The organism is Bizionia myxarmorum (assembly GCF_008086205.1).
GTDB classification, from domain to species: domain Bacteria; phylum Bacteroidota; class Bacteroidia; order Flavobacteriales; family Flavobacteriaceae; genus Algorimicrobium; species Algorimicrobium myxarmorum.
The window spans coordinates 133,225-149,614 of the sequence record NZ_VSKK01000002.1; the positions used below are offsets into that span (position 1 = coordinate 133,225).

At 35.2% G+C, this 16,390-nt stretch carries 16 protein-coding genes; 9 read left to right on the forward strand and 7 right to left on the reverse strand.

Annotated elements, in window-relative coordinates:
- Nucleotides 1-19: 19 nt before the first annotated feature.
- Both yidC and ES674_RS09690 read left to right on the forward strand, forming a co-directional pair.
- Nucleotides 20-1,924 (forward strand): membrane protein insertase YidC, encoded by a 1,905-nt coding sequence (gene yidC, locus ES674_RS09685; protein ID WP_148403810.1) that lies wholly within the window; start codon nucleotides 20-22, stop codon nucleotides 1,922-1,924.
- Nucleotides 1,925-2,012: 88 nt separating this feature from the next.
- Nucleotides 2,013-2,717, forward strand: a complete 705-nt coding sequence (locus ES674_RS09690; RefSeq protein WP_148403812.1) for a toxin-antitoxin system YwqK family antitoxin — start codon at nucleotides 2,013-2,015, stop codon at nucleotides 2,715-2,717.
- Between the two features lie 300 nt (nucleotides 2,718-3,017).
- On the opposite strand, the gene ES674_RS09695 is transcribed toward ES674_RS09690, so the two are convergent.
- Entirely contained in the window at nucleotides 3,018-4,448 is a 1,431-nt protein-coding gene (locus ES674_RS09695; protein ID WP_170233992.1) for a fasciclin domain-containing protein, read from the reverse strand.
- Nucleotides 4,449-4,616: 168 nt separating this feature from the next.
- Between ES674_RS09695 and mnmA the strand changes: the two genes are divergently transcribed.
- From mnmA to ES674_RS09720, 5 genes are all read left to right on the forward strand, one after another.
- Entirely contained in the window at nucleotides 4,617-5,813 is a 1,197-nt protein-coding gene (gene mnmA / locus ES674_RS09700; protein WP_148403815.1) for a tRNA 2-thiouridine(34) synthase MnmA, read from the forward strand.
- A gap of 89 nt (nucleotides 5,814-5,902) precedes the next feature.
- Complete coding sequence (locus ES674_RS09705) at nucleotides 5,903-6,844, forward strand: NAD(P)H-dependent flavin oxidoreductase (protein ID WP_148403816.1); 942 nt, start codon at nucleotides 5,903-5,905, stop codon at nucleotides 6,842-6,844.
- 70 nt (nucleotides 6,845-6,914) lie between these two features.
- The gene (locus tag ES674_RS09710) at nucleotides 6,915-8,291 is read left to right on the forward strand and encodes an MATE family efflux transporter (protein WP_148403818.1); all 1,377 of its coding nucleotides are present in this window, start codon (nucleotides 6,915-6,917) and stop codon (nucleotides 8,289-8,291) included.
- Between the two features lie 9 nt (nucleotides 8,292-8,300).
- Nucleotides 8,301-8,528: a hypothetical protein gene (locus ES674_RS09715; protein ID WP_148403820.1), complete on the forward strand. Its 228-nt coding sequence runs from the start codon at nucleotides 8,301-8,303 to the stop codon at nucleotides 8,526-8,528.
- Between the two features lie 2 nt (nucleotides 8,529-8,530).
- Nucleotides 8,531-9,106, forward strand: a complete 576-nt coding sequence (locus tag ES674_RS09720; RefSeq protein WP_148403822.1) for a phosphatase PAP2 family protein — start codon at nucleotides 8,531-8,533, stop codon at nucleotides 9,104-9,106.
- Here ES674_RS09720 and ES674_RS09725 read toward each other — a convergent pair whose 3' ends face one another.
- The 3 genes from ES674_RS09725 to ES674_RS09735 are packed head-to-tail and all read right to left on the reverse strand — an operon-like array spanning nucleotide 9,107 to nucleotide 12,055.
- Complete coding sequence (locus ES674_RS09725; RefSeq protein WP_148403823.1) at nucleotides 9,107-10,729, reverse strand: ArnT family glycosyltransferase; 1,623 nt, start codon at nucleotides 10,727-10,729, stop codon at nucleotides 9,107-9,109.
- Nucleotides 10,713-11,342: a lipid-A-disaccharide synthase N-terminal domain-containing protein gene (locus ES674_RS09730; protein WP_148403825.1), complete on the reverse strand. Its 630-nt coding sequence runs from the start codon at nucleotides 11,340-11,342 to the stop codon at nucleotides 10,713-10,715. Before ES674_RS09730 ends, ES674_RS09725 begins: the two co-directional genes overlap by 17 nt.
- Nucleotides 11,342-12,055 carry a glycosyltransferase family 2 protein gene (locus ES674_RS09735; RefSeq protein ID WP_148403826.1) on the reverse strand — a complete coding sequence of 238 codons (714 nt, stop codon included), beginning with the start codon at nucleotides 12,053-12,055 and terminating at the stop codon, nucleotides 11,342-11,344. Before ES674_RS09735 ends, ES674_RS09730 begins: the two co-directional genes overlap by 1 nt.
- Nucleotides 12,056-12,145: 90 nt before the next feature.
- On the opposite strand from ES674_RS09735, the gene ES674_RS09740 reads away from it, so the two are divergent.
- Nucleotides 12,146-13,087 (forward strand): NAD-dependent epimerase/dehydratase family protein, encoded by a 942-nt coding sequence (locus ES674_RS09740; RefSeq protein WP_148403828.1) that lies wholly within the window; start codon nucleotides 12,146-12,148, stop codon nucleotides 13,085-13,087.
- On the opposite strand, the gene meaB is transcribed toward ES674_RS09740, so the two are convergent.
- Both meaB and ES674_RS09750 read right to left on the reverse strand, forming a co-directional pair.
- Nucleotides 13,082-14,170 carry a methylmalonyl Co-A mutase-associated GTPase MeaB gene (meaB, locus tag ES674_RS09745; RefSeq protein ID WP_148403829.1) on the reverse strand — a complete coding sequence of 363 codons (1,089 nt, stop codon included), beginning with the start codon at nucleotides 14,168-14,170 and terminating at the stop codon, nucleotides 13,082-13,084. The two genes, ES674_RS09740 and meaB, sit on opposite strands and share 6 nt — an antisense overlap.
- Nucleotides 14,163-14,729 carry a DUF2911 domain-containing protein gene (locus tag ES674_RS09750; RefSeq protein ID WP_148403831.1) on the reverse strand — a complete coding sequence of 189 codons (567 nt, stop codon included), beginning with the start codon at nucleotides 14,727-14,729 and terminating at the stop codon, nucleotides 14,163-14,165. Before ES674_RS09750 ends, meaB begins: the two co-directional genes overlap by 8 nt.
- A gap of 180 nt (nucleotides 14,730-14,909) precedes the next feature.
- On the opposite strand from ES674_RS09750, the gene ES674_RS09755 reads away from it, so the two are divergent.
- Nucleotides 14,910-15,602: a peptidoglycan DD-metalloendopeptidase family protein gene (locus ES674_RS09755; protein ID WP_148403833.1), complete on the forward strand. Its 693-nt coding sequence runs from the start codon at nucleotides 14,910-14,912 to the stop codon at nucleotides 15,600-15,602.
- Here ES674_RS09755 and ES674_RS09760 read toward each other — a convergent pair whose 3' ends face one another.
- On the reverse strand, nucleotides 15,603-16,382 hold the full coding sequence (locus ES674_RS09760; protein ID WP_148403834.1) for a T9SS type A sorting domain-containing protein: 780 nt from the start codon (nucleotides 16,380-16,382) through the stop codon (nucleotides 15,603-15,605). It lies immediately after the preceding gene.
- Nucleotides 16,383-16,390: the final 8 nt, after the last annotated feature.

The following is a 16,390-nucleotide window of genomic DNA, read 5'->3' on the forward strand; positions in this document are numbered from 1 at the left end:
AAAGACCACAATTTAATATATGGAAAAAAAGAAATTAGACGTTAATTCGATTATAGGCTTTGCCCTTATTTTCGGAATTTTAGTGTACATGATGTATACTAGTCAGCCAACTCCTGAAGAATTAGCAGAACAAGAAAGAGCGAAAATTGAGCAGGTTGAAGCTGAAAAGCAAGCACAAAAGCAGGACGAAACAGCTATTACTGCAGCAGAAGATTACGCCGTAGTTAATGCACAAGACTCGACACAGCTTGTAGCTATGCAAAATAAATTAGGTGCCTTTGCTTATTCTGCAAGTTTACCTTCAGCATCTGCCAACGAAACAGAAGTTCAAACCGATGTTTTAGATTTAAAATTTAGCAATAAGGGTGGCTATTTGTCGGAAGTAAAACTGAAAGAATTTGTCGATTTTGATTCTATTCCAATCTATCTGATTAAAGACGCCAATACTAACTTCAATATTAATTTTGGCACTTCAGATAGTCGCATATTAAATACCAAAGATTTATATTTTGAGCCTACAGTAACTAAAAATGGGGAAAACACCGTAGTTTCTATGAAACTTAAAGTGTCTGAACAGAAGTTTTTAGAATACCGTTACGAAATTAAACCCAATGATTATATGGTGGATTTCACCATCCGTTCTCAAGGTTTAAGTAATGTTATTAATGGTACGCAGCCTATTAATTTAGATTGGCAGTTGGATACCTATCGTCATGATAAAAGTATTTCTTATGAAAACCGTTACACACGTTTAACGTATCAATACGAAGGTACTAAAATTGATAAATTAAGTCCTACAGGTGAAGATGAAGAAACAGAACCAAATGTAAACTGGATATCTTTCAGACAGCATTTCTTCAGTACTATTTTGTCTTCCAAAACACCGCTTAAATCGGTTCAGTTGAAATCAACAGATTTAGTTGAAAACGAAGAAGTTGATACCATATTCACAAAATCCTATCAAGCTAAATTTACTTTAGAAACCAATGGTGGCGAAATAAGTCAAGATTTAGGTTTCTATTTCGGACCAACCGACAACAAAGTTTTACAAGCATACGATATTGGATTAGAAGATAGTATTCCATTTGGTTGGGGTATTTTTGGATGGATTAACCGTTATGTTTTTGTACCATTATTTGCATTTTTAGCTGGATTTTTACCGTATGGTATTGCTATTATTGTTATGACGGTATTAATCAAGTTCTTATTATCATTTGTACAATACAAGCAATTCTTGTCTCAAGCCAAATTAAAAGTTTTGAAACCAGAATTAGATGCTATTCGTTTGAAGCATAAGGATAACAAAATGAAAGCACAGCAGGAAACGATGGCTCTTCAAAATAAGGCCGGAGCGAGTCCGTTGAGTGGTTGTTTACCAGCATTAATACAATTACCTGTGTTTTATGCTTTATTCCAATTCTTCCCATCGGCTTTTGATTTAAGACAGAAAAGTTTCCTTTGGGCGGACGATTTATCATCCTATGATGTTATAGCTGAATTGCCCTTTCCAATTCCATTTTATGGTGATCACGTGAGTTTATTCCCAATATTGGCTTCTATTGCAATTTTCTTTTATATGAAAATGACAACAGGTCAACAAATGGCATCACAACCAACGCAAGAAGGTATGCCAGATATGGCGAAATTGATGAAGTATATGATATACTTATCACCTTTAATGATGTTATTCTTCTTTAATAATTATGCATCTGGTTTAAGTTTATATTACTTTATTTCCAACTTAATTAGTATTGGGATTATGTTAGTTATTAAAAACTACATTTTGGATGAGGATAAAATTCATGCTCAAATTCAAATCAAGAAAAAGAATCCTAAAAAGCAAAATAAGTTTCAGAAAAAAATGGCTGATATGATGGAGCAAGCCGAGCAACAAAAGCAAGCTCAAGAAAATCGTAAAAAATAAAATAAAAAAGCTGCCTTAATTGGCAGCTTTTTTGATATAACAATTTCTACATTTTGTCGTTTAGACATATAATATAAACTCACGAATTATGAAGCAGGTATTTTTTGTTTGCGCCTTGTTGATAGGTGTTGTTACTTCCGCTCAAACTTATAACAAATTTGATAGTAATGGTAAACGCGATGGCGAATGGAAAAAGAATTTTGATAACACAGACGTGCTTCGTTATGAAGGTACATTTTCAAATGGTGAAGAAATAGGCGTTTTTAAATTCTACAAAAATATAAACGGAAAAGCACTATTAACAGCTACGCGCGAATTTAAACCGAATACGAAAGAAGCTAAAGTAACTTTTTTTGCAAGCAATGGTAAAGTCATAAGCGAAGGACGTATGCGCGATAAAACTTATATAGGAGACTGGAAGTATTATCATAACAATTCCACACAGCTTATGACGTTGGAACATTATAACACAAAAGGCTTTTTAGAAGGCGTTCGCTACATTTACTATCCACAAGGGCAAGTAGCAGAGAAATCTTTATATGAGCACGGGAAATTAAATGGTAAGGCTATAGGGTATGCTGAAAATGGTAACGTTATTAAAATACATCATTATAAAATGGGTGCTTTGCATGGGGAAGCTCAATTTTTTGATGAAGCAGGCGAATTATTAGTTGAAGGCATGTATAAGAACGATCAAAAAAATGGAGTTTGGAAGTATTATGAAAACGGCCAGTTAAAAGAAGAAAAGGATTTTACAGCAAAAAGTAACAATCCTTATAAAAGGACGAACTAAAATTCAGTTGTAATATAAAATATAAAAGCTCCTTAAGAAATTAAGGAGCTTTACTTTTTAGGTAAACATTTTAAGAATTTTTTAAGCTATTAATCAATCAAAAATGGGGAATACCTAATAATAAGTGGGCAATATAAAAATTCTATTTAATACACCCTTATAAAATGAGAGTTTTTCGTTGAAATCCCTTGATTTTATTCATGAATACAAAAAAAGACTGTTCTAATTAAAGAACAGTCCCTCTTTTTCAAAGCAATTTAAAACATTTAAATTATTAACTAAACTATTTAAATGGTACTATTATAAAGGTGGTAAAACAACCTTATTGATAGCGTGAATTACGCCATTGGAAGCTTGAACATCAACAGCAATTATGTTGCTTACTCTGCCGTTTGCATCAGTTAAGGTTGCACCACCAGTAACGTTAGCTGTAATATTACCTCCTAATGTTGCAATGGTCATATTATCAGTTAATGCGGTTGATCTTACATTCGCACCAGCAACAGCATGCATTTTTAAAGTTGCGTTTAATGTAGCCTCTGGAATATCTGCTAAACCAGCTAAACTTAATTCTGTTAATAAAGCGCCGAATGCATCATTTGTTGGTGCAAATACAGTGAAAGGCGCTGGAGCCGTTCCGTTAGGCGTTGAAAGTGTTCCAACAAAATCAAAGGTTAAATCACTACGTGTTAAGGCAGCAACCAAAGTTGTAAAGGTTGGGTCAGCTAAAGCGAAATCTACTACTGTTGGTAAACCAATTACAGCATCTACAGCGTGAATAACACCGTTTGTTGCTACAACATCAGCTGCTGCAACTGTAGAAACACCGTTAAATTTAACACCATCATTTGTGTTGAAGTATAAACTCATTGGATTTCCACCAGCACCTGTAGCGCTTGTAGTTGTATATCCAGCGCCAGCATCTACTAAATCAGTAGAAAACGTAGCACCTGCTAAAACATGGTTTAATAAAACTTGAGATAATACATCTGTTGGTACATCACCTAAACCAGAAAAGTTGTTATCAGCTAAAAATGTACCGAAGGCATCATTATTAGGCGCTAAAACCGTAAATGGTCCTGAACCTTGTAAAACTGCTACTAATCCACCATCTGCTGCGCCTAAAGCCGCAACTAAATTACTGAATCCTGGATTTGCTAAAGCGTGATCTACAACATCTGGTAAGCCAATTACACCATCAACAATATGAATTATACCGTTTGATGCTGAAATATCAGCTGTAGATACAGATGCTACGTTATTGAAACGTACATCATTATTAGCTGTGTTAAAAAATAAACTCATGCTTGCACCGCCAACACCTGTTGCATTAGTTTTTGCATAACCTGAACCTTGACCTACTAAAGCACTTGCAGGAACTGAACCAGAAATAACGTGGTTTAATAAAATTTGAGATAGTACGTCGGTTGGTACATCACTTAATGAAGCAAAACCGTTAGCTGATAAAAATGCTGAAAATGCGGCATTTGTAGGAGCAAGAACTGTAAAAGGTCCATTAGATTTAAGAACAGTATCTAAATTACCGTCTGCTGCTTGTAAAGCTGCAACTAATGAACTTAATTCTGGCGTGGCAATAGCCAAATCCACAATGTTGTTGGCCTGTGGTGTTGGCGTATTCACGTTGTTGTCATCGTCACTGTTACAGGACGCTACAAAGAAGACTACCAACAAGGAAGCCGAAAATCGTTTTAATGCTGTTAATGTTTTCATATATAAAGTTTTTAATTTGTTTATCAAATATACAGAAAGATTAAACAATAAATACTATAATGTTTAATTAATTTAACAAAACTTTAAACGTTTTGTATTTTTAAGGTTCTAATCTATATCTATTTAGGCTATGTATATTAGGGAAATCCATTATCTTTGCATGCAATTATGGAAAACAAAAAACGTGTTATAATCGGTTTATCTGGAGGTGTGGATTCCAGTGTGGCAGCTCATCTTCTGCAGAAAGAAGGTTATGAAGTTATAGCCTTGTTTATGAAAAATTGGCATGATGATTCGGTGACTATTTCAGATGAATGTCCATGGCTTGATGACAGTAATGATGCTATGCTAGTTGCTGACAAATTGGGAATTCCTTTTCAAACCGTCGATTTAAGTGAAGAATATAAGGAGCGTATTGTTGATTATATGTTTAAGGAATATGAAAGTGGCCGAACGCCAAATCCTGATGTTCTTTGTAATCGTGAAATTAAGTTTGATGTTTTTATGAAAATAGCATTAGACCTAGGAGCTGACTTTGTAGCAACAGGACATTATTGTCGTAAAGGCACAATTCAAAAGGATGGAAAAGATGTTCATCAATTACTAGCGGGTGTGGACGGCAATAAAGATCAGTCTTATTTTTTATGTCAATTATCACAAGAGCAGTTATCAAAATCCTTATTTCCTATAGGCGAACTTACAAAACCGGAGGTACGCGAAATAGCAGCTAAACTCGATTTAATAACCGCCGATAAGAAAGATTCTCAAGGCTTATGTTTCATTGGAAAAGTGCGCTTACCAGAATTTCTTCAACAGCAATTAAAACCTAAAGAAGGTGTTATCGTGGAAATTCCAAGTGCGTATGCAAATTATAATGTAACATCACCAACTTTCAATTCTAAAGAAGATGAATTGGCATTTTTATCTCGGAAAGCAGATTATCATGTTGCGGATGGTAAAATTGTTGGGAAACATCAAGGCGCGCATTTTTATACCAAAGGACAACGAAAAGGTTTAGCCGTCGGCGGAACTTTAGAGCCCTTATTTGTTATTGATACGGATGTTATGGAAAACGTTATTTACACCGGTCAAGGTAAAGCGCATCCTGGACTTTATAAAACAGCATTATTTATTAACACAGTCGATTTGCATTGGGTACGTGAAGATTTAGCTTTAAAAATTGGTGAATCATTGCCTGTTTTAGCGCGTATTCGGTATCGCCAACAATTGGAGAAAGCCATACTGTATCGTGTGGAATCTGGTATGTATATTGAGTTTTCAAATCCGCAATCGGCCATTGCAGAAGGACAGTTTGCTGCTTGGTATTTAGAAGATGAACTTATTGGTTCTGGAGTTATTTCTTAAGAATTAAAATTTCATTTTCTTACTTTTGAAATTGGTGTCACTTCAAGCGAAGTCGAAAAGTCTTCAATAAATCAACAAAATTTTTTATTATGCAAAATAGAATAACACAATTATTCAATATTCAATATCCTATTATACAAGCTGGAATGATTTGGAATTCAGGCTGGCGTTTAGCTTCAGCTGCCAGTAATTCGGGGATTTTAGGCTTAATTGGCGCTGGAAGTATGTATCCAGATGTGTTGCGTGAGCATATTCAAAAATGTAAAAAAGCAACAACTAAACCTTTTGGCGTAAATGTTCCTATGTTATATCCTAACGTGGAAGAAATTATGAATATTATTGTAGATGAAGATGTAAAAATTGTATTTACATCAGCTGGAAATCCGAAAACGTGGACTAAATGGTTGCAAGAACGCGGCATAACGGTTGTTCATGTAGTGAGTAGTGTGAAATTTGCACTAAAAGCACAAGAAGCGGGCGTAGATGCTGTTGTTGTTGAAGGTTTTGAAGCTGGAGGTCATAACGGTCGGGATGAAACTACAACGCTCACTTTAATTCCTATGGTAAAAGAGCAAATAGAAATTCCACTTATAGCCGCAGGTGGTATTGCCACAGGAAAAGCCATGTTGGCCACCATGATTTTGGGCGCAGATGGCGTCCAAGTTGGTAGTCGCTTTGTTGCGAGTAATGAAAGTTCCGCGCATCAAGCTTTCAAAGACGTTGTAGTTAATACTAAAGAAGGGGATACTCAACTGACGTTAAAAGAATTGGCGCCGGTACGATTAATCAAAAATAAGTTTTTCAACGACATTCAAGAGCTCTACAAATCATCACCAACGACAGAGCAACTTCAAGAATTACTAGGTCGTGCACGCGCAAAGCGCGGTATGTTTGAAGGGGATTTAGAAGATGGTGAATTAGAAATTGGCCAAATAGCTGGATTGATTCATGATATTAAATCGGTAGCAGAAATCGTTGAAGATATACTGATTGAATTTGAAGCAGCAAAAAAATTAGTTACCACATTTTAAGGGTGATAATTAACAAATTTTAATGATAATTTCTATAGTATAGCCAAAAGCTAAATACTATTTTTGCAAAATGGTTTTAAGCGATTACACAAAAGAATTTAAATATAACTGGCAGCTAGCCGCTCCCGTTATGTTGGGGATGTTAGGGCATACCTTTGTGAGTTTTGTGGATAATATAATGGTGGGACAACTTGGAACTGCGGAACTAGCTGCTGTTTCATTGGGAAATAGTTTTATGTTCATTGCAATGTCCATTGGTATTGGTTTTTCTACAGCCATTACACCGTTAGTTGCTGAAGCAGATGCCGAAGGGGATTTTGCGAAAGGAAAATCGGCTTTTAAGCATGGTTTATTTTTATGCACATCTTTAGGTTTATTTTTATTTGTTCTACTGCTTTTCGCTAAGCCTTTAATGTATGTAATGAAGCAACCCATAGAGGTTGTTGAGTTGGCTATTCCGTATTTGGATTTGGTCGCATTTTCACTGGTGCCATTAATTGTTTTTCAAGCCTTCAAACAATTTAGTGATGGCTTGTCCATGACACGTTACCCCATGTATGCTACTATTTTAGCGAATGTTGTAAACGTTGTTTTAAACTACTTATTAATTTTTGGAAAATTTGGTTTCCCTGAAATGGGCATAGTTGGTGCCGCATACGGTACCTTAATTTCGCGTATAGCCATGGTTATATTCTTGTGGTGGTTATTAAAAGGGCATGCAAAATCTAAAGCATACGTTACCCATATCAAGATTTTTGTACTTGATAATATGATGCTAAAAAAGGTGACTAATTTAGCAGCACCAAGTTCTATGCAAATGTTTTTTGAAGTGGCTATTTTTACGGCAGCTGTTTGGTTAAGCGGCTTATTAGGTAAAAACGCTCAAGCGGCCAATCAAATAGCCTTAAATTTATCCTCTATGACGTTTATGATAGCCACGGGTTTAAGTGTTGCCTCCATGATTCGCGTTGGAAATCAGAAAGGATTAAAGAAATATCATGAATTACGCAGAATAGCTTTTTCCATTTTTCTGTTAGGAATGATTTTAGCCACCAGTTTCGCAATTCTGTTTTTTATATTTCACAATCAGTTACCACAAATATATTTAGATAACAGTGATTTATTGAATGCTGTTGATAATGCTGAAGTATTAAGTATCGCATCCAGTTTATTGATTGCTGCTGCCATTTTTCAAATTAGTGATAGTATTCAAGTCGTTATGCTAGGAGCATTACGAGGTTTGCAAGATGTGAAAATACCGACCATTATAACCTTTATTTCCTATTGGGTAATAGGTTTTCCTATCAGTATTTACTTCGGTGATGAATCACGCCTAGCCAGTTTTGGCATTTGGATGGGTTTATTGGCGGGATTAACTGTGGCAGCTATTTTATTATTTATCCGATTTAACTACCTTACCAAACGTTTAATATTATCTAACAAATAACAGACATATATGGACTTTCCAAAATTTTTATTAGGCGACAATACCGATTTTCCAGACGCCATTTTCGTTATTCATACGGAATTTCCTAGATTCATTATTAATTTAGAAAATGATGATGTGGAATGGTTAGAAGATTTTGATCAACATGATCAAAAAGAATTGGAGATAGAAGCTGAACGTTTAATTCAAGAGGCAAACGATTTTTACGATCGTGAAATTGAGCGATACGAAGATTAATTATGTTAGAACAATTAGTACAACTTGACACCGAACTTTTCCTCTATTTAAACAATTTAGGAACCAGTACTTGGGATGCCTTTTGGATGTTTTACACTACCAAATTCTATTGGATTCCCTTTTATGCGGTTCTGTTGTTTGTAATTTTAAGAACGCGAACGCTCAAGTTGTTTTTTCTAACGCTTGTCGTTATTGCCTTGATGATTCTTTTTACGGATCAGATGACCAATGTATTCAAAAAAGTTTTGGTTTTGCGTCTGCGACCTTGTCATGATCCTGCATTAGAAGGTCTCGTGCGTTTAGTGAAATCATATTGCGGCGGACAGTTTGGTTTCTTCTCTGGCCATGCCTCCAATTCTATGGCAGTTGCCGTTTTCACAGGTTTATTACTGCGCTTCAAGTATAAGTATTTTATATTTTTTATGATATTTTGGTCTATAGCAATGGGTTATAGTCGGGTTTATATTGGGGTGCATTTTCCACTAGATGTGCTTTGCGGATGGGCTTTTGGAGCCTTGTCTGGATTTATGTTCTATAAACTGGATATATATTTGCAAGACCGCTACCGGATTCGGTAATTACTTTTTGGTCAACTTGTAATAGGTAGCGATTAACCGATCTTTATATTGATTTGACCCTTCTGAAACTGTGTTTAAATTGAATGTATTTACTTTTTCAACAGTATAGGTGTTTTGAATAATTGCAGAATCTTCTGCGCTAATTCCAACTGCTAATAATCCGAAATTTGATTCTTCAGGAAAACGGATGCTACCATCTTCATTTTTTATTTGTGGAATTTTGTCGCCGTATTCCCATATCATTTCTGGTGCAATATAATTGAATTGATACAATTTTAAATCGCCTGTAAATCCTGTTTCAATAGGATGGAAGGTTTTGCTATTTAAAGCTTCTTTTAGTGGTAAAGCCGTTAATAAAAGCATAGCATAAAGTCCCATTGTAGAAATGATTACAAATTTCATGTCTTTTTGAAACAGGAATCGGAATATCAGTATTCCTAAAGCAAAAATGAAAACCGAAGCCAAAATATAATAGATCCAATAGCCTTCTAAATTCTCCCTTAAAAACACATAAGCCACCATTGGAAAGGCTATTCCGATTAAACCGATCAATCCAAAATTAAAATAGACAGGTATGGTTTCTCTCTTATTGGTTAATTTCTTAAATTCTCGGATAAGATAATCTAGGTAAAAACTAAAATTAATAGCCAAAGGAATTAAAACAGGCATTAAATAACGTGACTTTTTCTCGGGAATGAGGGATAGCAAAATCACAGCTAAAATAGTCCATAGCAAACTAAATTGATATGCTTTTAAATTTCTTACGCGTATTTTTAAATAGGGATATAATAAACTTATAAAAGCAGGAATGGTCCATAAACCACTTTGGGTAAAGAAACTCCAATAGTAGTAAAAAGGTCTCACATTATAACTGCTCCAATTTCCAGTTTCCTTTTCTGCTATTGCTAAAAAAGTGGTTGGATCTTCTAATCGGACATATAAATACCACCAACCGCCAACCGCTAAAGCTAAAATGAGGATGATAAGCGATGGCACTAATTTGTTAATAAAAGACCTGTATTTAAAAGTGAAACCATAAGCCAATAGAAATGGTAATAGCAAAGCATAAAAACTAACAGGACCTTTACTTAATATGGAGAAACCGATAAAAACGCCAGCTAATAGTGCCGATTTCCATGGAGTTTTTTCGGCTTCAAAAAAGCAAAACAAATAATAGATTGCCACACACATAAAACCGTGCGTAAAAATATCCCAAGGTGCTTCTATAATAATACCAATAACATAAAATGATGTGGTAACACTAATAGCAGCAAGCATTCCGAAAGATTGACTATCTGTTATTTTTTTTGAAAGTTTAAATACATAAACCGCAATAATCATAATAAATATAACGGCTGGTAAACGCATGGCGAATGCACTATTCACACCAAAAATGGCTGCAGAAATAGCCGTAAGCCAAGTTGGTAAAGGCGGTTTTTCATAGCGCGCTTCACCATTCATAGTGGTTAGTAACCAATTATTATCCGTTAACATTTCCCGAGCGGTAACAAAATTTCGCGCCTCCATAATCGTTACATCCATGATATGTAAATTAGGAAGTAAAACTAGAGCTATACCTAAACAGATAAAAGGGATAGGATATTTTTTAAGAAGGGAGAACATACTTTCGGGTTAAAATTAAATTTCTAATATAGATAATAGCACCTAAAATATGACCGATAAATAAAACAGGATCTCGTCTGAAAACAGCGTAAATTAAAATAAGAAGCGATCCAATTAAACTCAGCAACCAAAAGCCAAAAGGTAAAGTGGACTCTTTCCGTTTTTCGGAATAAATCCATTGGTAAACAAAGCGCAAGGTGAAAACGACTTGAGAAACGATGCCTAAAATTAATAACCAAACCGGAATGGCATCCTTTGAGAATAGTTTTACAACATCTATAGAATTATTATTAAAATAGAATACCGCTACAAAAGTGGGTACCAATAATAAAAACCATTGCATAAATTTGGGGTATTTCTGCCACTGATTTTGCAATTGTAAATTTCGAATATATATAAAATAGGTTAATCCTTGCCCTAACATTATGGCAAAATCATCTCGTAAATAACCATAAATAAATAGCAAGAAAGACGCAAATAAACTCAAGGTCCAGAAAATAGTAGGTGTAATAACACGTTTCTGCTTTTCAGAATAAACCCATTGTATAATTAAGCGTGATGAAAACAACAGTTGCGCCAAAAATCCTATGGTATATATTAGCCAGTTGCTCATTAACTTTGTTTTTCGACACTATAATTAATATATTTTTTCTTCATCCATAAATAGGCGAAACAATCCATTAATGGACCAAATAAGCGATTCCAAACCCCAAAATTAGCCTGCCCTGCAAGTCTAGGAAAATGCTGAACCGGCACTTGAATAATTTTACCGTTTTGTAATAAAATCATGGCAGGTAAAAAACGGTGTAATCCTTTAAACATGGGAATGCGTTTGGCATAATCCGTTTTTATTACTTTTAAGGGACAACCTGTATCATCCATGCCGTCTTTAGTAAAAGCACGACGAATGCCATTGGCAATGGTAGACGACATGTTTTTAACAAAACTATCCTTTCGGTTCGCGCGTACGCCAGTTACTAGATCGTAATCGTTGATGTACTTTAAAAGTAGATTGAAATCTTCGGGAGCGGTTTGTAAATCGGAGTCAATATAGCCCACTAATTCGGTATTGGTATAATCAAAACCTGCTTTTATGGCGGCACTTAAGCCCCGATTTTCGGTAAAACTAATATATTGGAATTCTGGGTTTCTAGCAGCAATAGCCTCAATAAGCTGCTGACTATTATCTTTTGAACCATCATTAACAAAAAGAATCTTTGTTTTTTTGGAAGCTATTTTTATATAGGCTAATAATTCCTGTTCAACGCGCGCTAAATTATCTTCTTCATTATATACAGGAACAATAATCGTAAATTGGTAATCCATAGAACTAAAATTGTAGTACAAATGTATTCTTTTTTATAGAATTCTAAACTTACAGAAAAAAAATGTTTCTTTGTATTAGAAATAAGATTTATGAAGATATTAGTTACTGGTGCTGTGGGTTTTATTGGCTCACATACAGCTGAACGTTTAAAAGAAATGGGTCACGAAGTGATTGGTGTGGATAATTTTTCACCTTATTACAGTGAATCTCTTAAAAAGTTGAACGAAAAAGCACTTCATAAAAAAGATGTAAATGTCTTGAAATTGGACTTACGTGCCGATAATTTAGCCGAAAGTTTACCAAAAGACATTGATTTTATATTTCATTTTGCTGCGCAACCAGGCATTTCTACTACGTCTACTTTTGAAGATTATTTTACCAATAATATCATAGCCACCAAAAACCTTATTGATTACGCTTTACAGCTTGACCATTTAAAGTTATTTGTGAATATTGGAACCTCATCAATCTACGGATTAGAAGCTACTTTTCCGGAAGATGAAGCGCCGAAGCCAGCATCTCATTACGGCGTAACTAAATTAGCTGCCGAGCAATTAGTACTTCAAAAATCGCGAGAGAAGCAATTAAAGTCATGTTCATTACGCTTGTATTCTGTTTTTGGACCTCGTGAACGTCCAGAAAAAATGTATACTAAACTTATTGCCTGCGGTTATAATAAGGATGCTTTTCCTTTATATGAAGGTAGTTCCACACATTTACGCAGTTTTACTTTTGTGGATGATATTGTGGATGGCGTGGTAAGTGTTATGAATAATATAGATGCTGTTGATGGCGAAATTATAAATCTTGGCACAGAGGTAGAACATACAACGCAAGACGGTATTGATGCTGTAGCGAAAGTCATGGATATGGAGATTGCTATCAATCATGTTTCAGCTCGAGCGGGTGATCAGTTACGAACCAAAGCTAATATTGATAAAGCGAGACGGTTACTAAATTATAATCCGCAAACAACGTTGTTGGAAGGTGTGGAGAAGCAAGTCGCTTGGTATCGAGAAAATTTTCTATAGATTTACTTTCAGCCTCAATAAATAATCGGCGGCCGCAAAAGGGGTTGTTTTCTGTGCTTCAATTAATTCAACTTGGATTTTTAGCTCTTTTTTAATTAGGTCATTATTAAAGAAATCGGCGTGTAATTGGTCTTTAATCGTTTCAATAAGCCAGAATTTGTTTTGTTCATGACGCCTATGATCAAAATAACCATTGCTCTTTGTTTGCGAGACGTAGCTATCAATCATGTCCCAAATAACATCAATTCCTTCATTGTGCAAAGCACTGCATAGCACAACTTTGGGTGTCCAACCCGAATCTTTTTTAGGATATAAATGTATAGCACGGTTAAATTCTAGTTTGGCTATTTTAGCAGACCTCATATTATCACCATCGGCTTTATTGATGGCAATGGAATCGGCCATTTCAATAATTCCGCGTTTAATACCTTGCAATTCATCGCCAGCGCCCGCTAATTTCAAAAGTAAAAAGAAATCCACCATACTATGAACGGCTGTTTCACTTTGGCCTACCCCAACGGTTTCTATTAGAATGGTATCAAAACCAGCTGCTTCACAAAGGATAATGGTTTCACGTGTTTTTCTAGCAACGCCTCCCAAAGATTCTCCTGATGGTGATGGGCGAATATAAACATTGACGTCTTTTACCAAATCTTCCATCCGCGTTTTATCACCAAGAATACTGCCTTTGGTTACGGAGCTACTCGGATCAATTGCTAATACGGCAATTTTTTTTCCTTTTTGTGAAAGGTGTTTGCCAAAGGATTCTATAAAGGTACTTTTTCCCACGCCTGGCACGCCTGTAATCCCGATTCTAACCGATTTGTTGGCATGCGGTAAACAACCTTTTATAATGGCATTAGACTGTTCCGAATGCTTTTTATTCCGGCTTTCAATTAAGGTAATAGCACGACTTAAGGCTGTAATGTTTCCTTCTAAAATCGCTGAAATTAATTGTTCGGTTGAAGGTTTAGCTTGTCGGTGTTTTTTAATCGCATCAATAGCACTTTGGCTCGTCGTTTCAGAATAGGAAACGCCAGCTAATTCCTGCAAAGCTTTATTTTGTGCTGATTGTTTAGTCAAAAGTTTCTATTGGAACGGCTATTTTGGTTTCATCCCAAGCCATAGTTAGTGATAAATGATCCAGCGCATTGTCAAAACCAATAGTAAATTGCTCCACCGTAATTCCCGTTGCTTGCACAGGAACCGTCATAGTAATGACATCAAATTCTGGTTCGCGCATGGGTTTCATTTCTGTATCTACACCCCAAGGATATTGTTTTGAATTAAACATAACTTGCCAAGTGGAGTCATTTGGAATGGTCCACAAGGTATATTTTCCGGCGGGTAGAGAATCGTTATTGATTTTTAGGGGTTTGTTTATTTTGAAGGTCGTTGCTTCGTTAGCCCCAGTTCGCCACACTTGTTTGTAGGGTACCAGGCCTCCAAAAACCTCACGGCCACGTTTGGACGGACGGTTGTAAACAATATCTAACTGTAAATCGTTTTTAGAAAACGACACGGTATCAATTGGACTTTTTCGTGGTGCCATTAAACTGCCATCCACAAAAAAGGAATATAAAAATAAGCTTAAGGCAATTAGGATTAAGCAGCCTAAAAACCATTTAAAAAATCTATTCATAGAGTATTTTTATTAGTGATATAAAGATACTTCAAATGTTATTTTTAATAAAACTTATCACATTTATTTAAGAGTTATTTTTAAAAAAAAAATTATGTGTTGTTTTAACTTTTTTAATTAGAGGTATAAAAATATTAAAATCATTGAATATAGTTGTTTACTTTTGAATTTTACAAAGCTATGAACTCCATCAAATTTGCTTCTTTTTTACAGACCATTAGTGTATCTCCATTATACGTTTTGGATGGGGAAATTCCGCTATCGGACTATGTTGCTATTGATTTATCTTTAGGTAATACCGAATTGGATACGTTTAATATAGCATCATCACAAGCATGGTCCATTTTTATGGAACGTTATTGTAAACAATATCATGCACAAGTGGCTTACGGCGGTTATAATGAAGCCCGCAATATCTATAAACGCAGTAGCTATTTTAATCAATCTGATTTAGAGACGGAGCGCAATATTCATTTGGGTTTAGATTTATGGATTTCAGCTGGAACTGCTATTTATGCCCCATTGGATGGCATTATTCACAGCTTTGCTAATAATGCTAATTTTGGCGATTATGGTCCCACCATCATTTTGGAACATCATATTCAGGATATTACATTCTATACGTTGTATGGGCATTTAAGTTTGGATTCTATTTCAAATTTAAAGCTTGGCGATGTTGTTTTTCAAAATTCTTGCTTCGCTAGGTTAGGCGATTCTTACGTTAATGGGGATTATGCGCCGCATTTACATTTTCAGATAATTCGGGATATAGAAGGATTTAGAGGTGATTATCCAGGTGTCTGTAATAAAAAAGATCTGGACAAGTTTTTACAAAACTGTCCAGATCCTAATCTGATATTGAAGCTAAAGTGATTATTTTATAATTAGTTTCTTAATAGTTTGTCCCCATTCTGTATCAATTTTAACAATATAACTGCCCGCTTCAAAACGGCTCACATCAATATCTTTACTGGTAGTTTTTAGGATTTGTTTTCCTAAAATCGAGAATATTTCAATATTATTTATGCTATTCGAGGTTTTAATATGCACCACATTTGTGGCAGGATTTGGATACATTTCCACCAGGTTATTTGCATTGAAAGTTTCTGTATGCAAGGTTTGAAAACTGATAGCACTGGCTGTTGGATCATTTTGATCATATAAGTTTTGAGTCGCAATATTGATATAATTTTCAATATATATGGTATCGAATACGGGATCGCCATTTTCTACAAAGCGAATTTCACCACTGGTAGGATTTGGATCGGCTATAATATCAAATAAAACAAGTTCAAAAGGACCTGGGCCATTTAGTATTATAGAAAACTGTCCGGCCTCATCACGACCTAAAAAATAGGCATCGCCAAAATCACCTGGACCCATAGAAATTGAAACCCATTCTGAAGCTGGTAAGTTAGAATTTCCAGTTACAAAATTCCCAATCGTTAATCCGGTTGGCACATAAAAACCTCCTCCCATATCATCTGTGCTATGATTGGTGACCGGTGCGCTAGGTGTTGCTAGAAAAGCCATTTGATAGTTTCCTGTATTTGCATTAATACCAACGAATGAAACGCCAAATTGATATGTTATTTGTGCTTGTATGCTCATGCAAAAGAGCAAAATTAAAGCGGTTGTATAAAGTTTTTTCATGAGAAGAT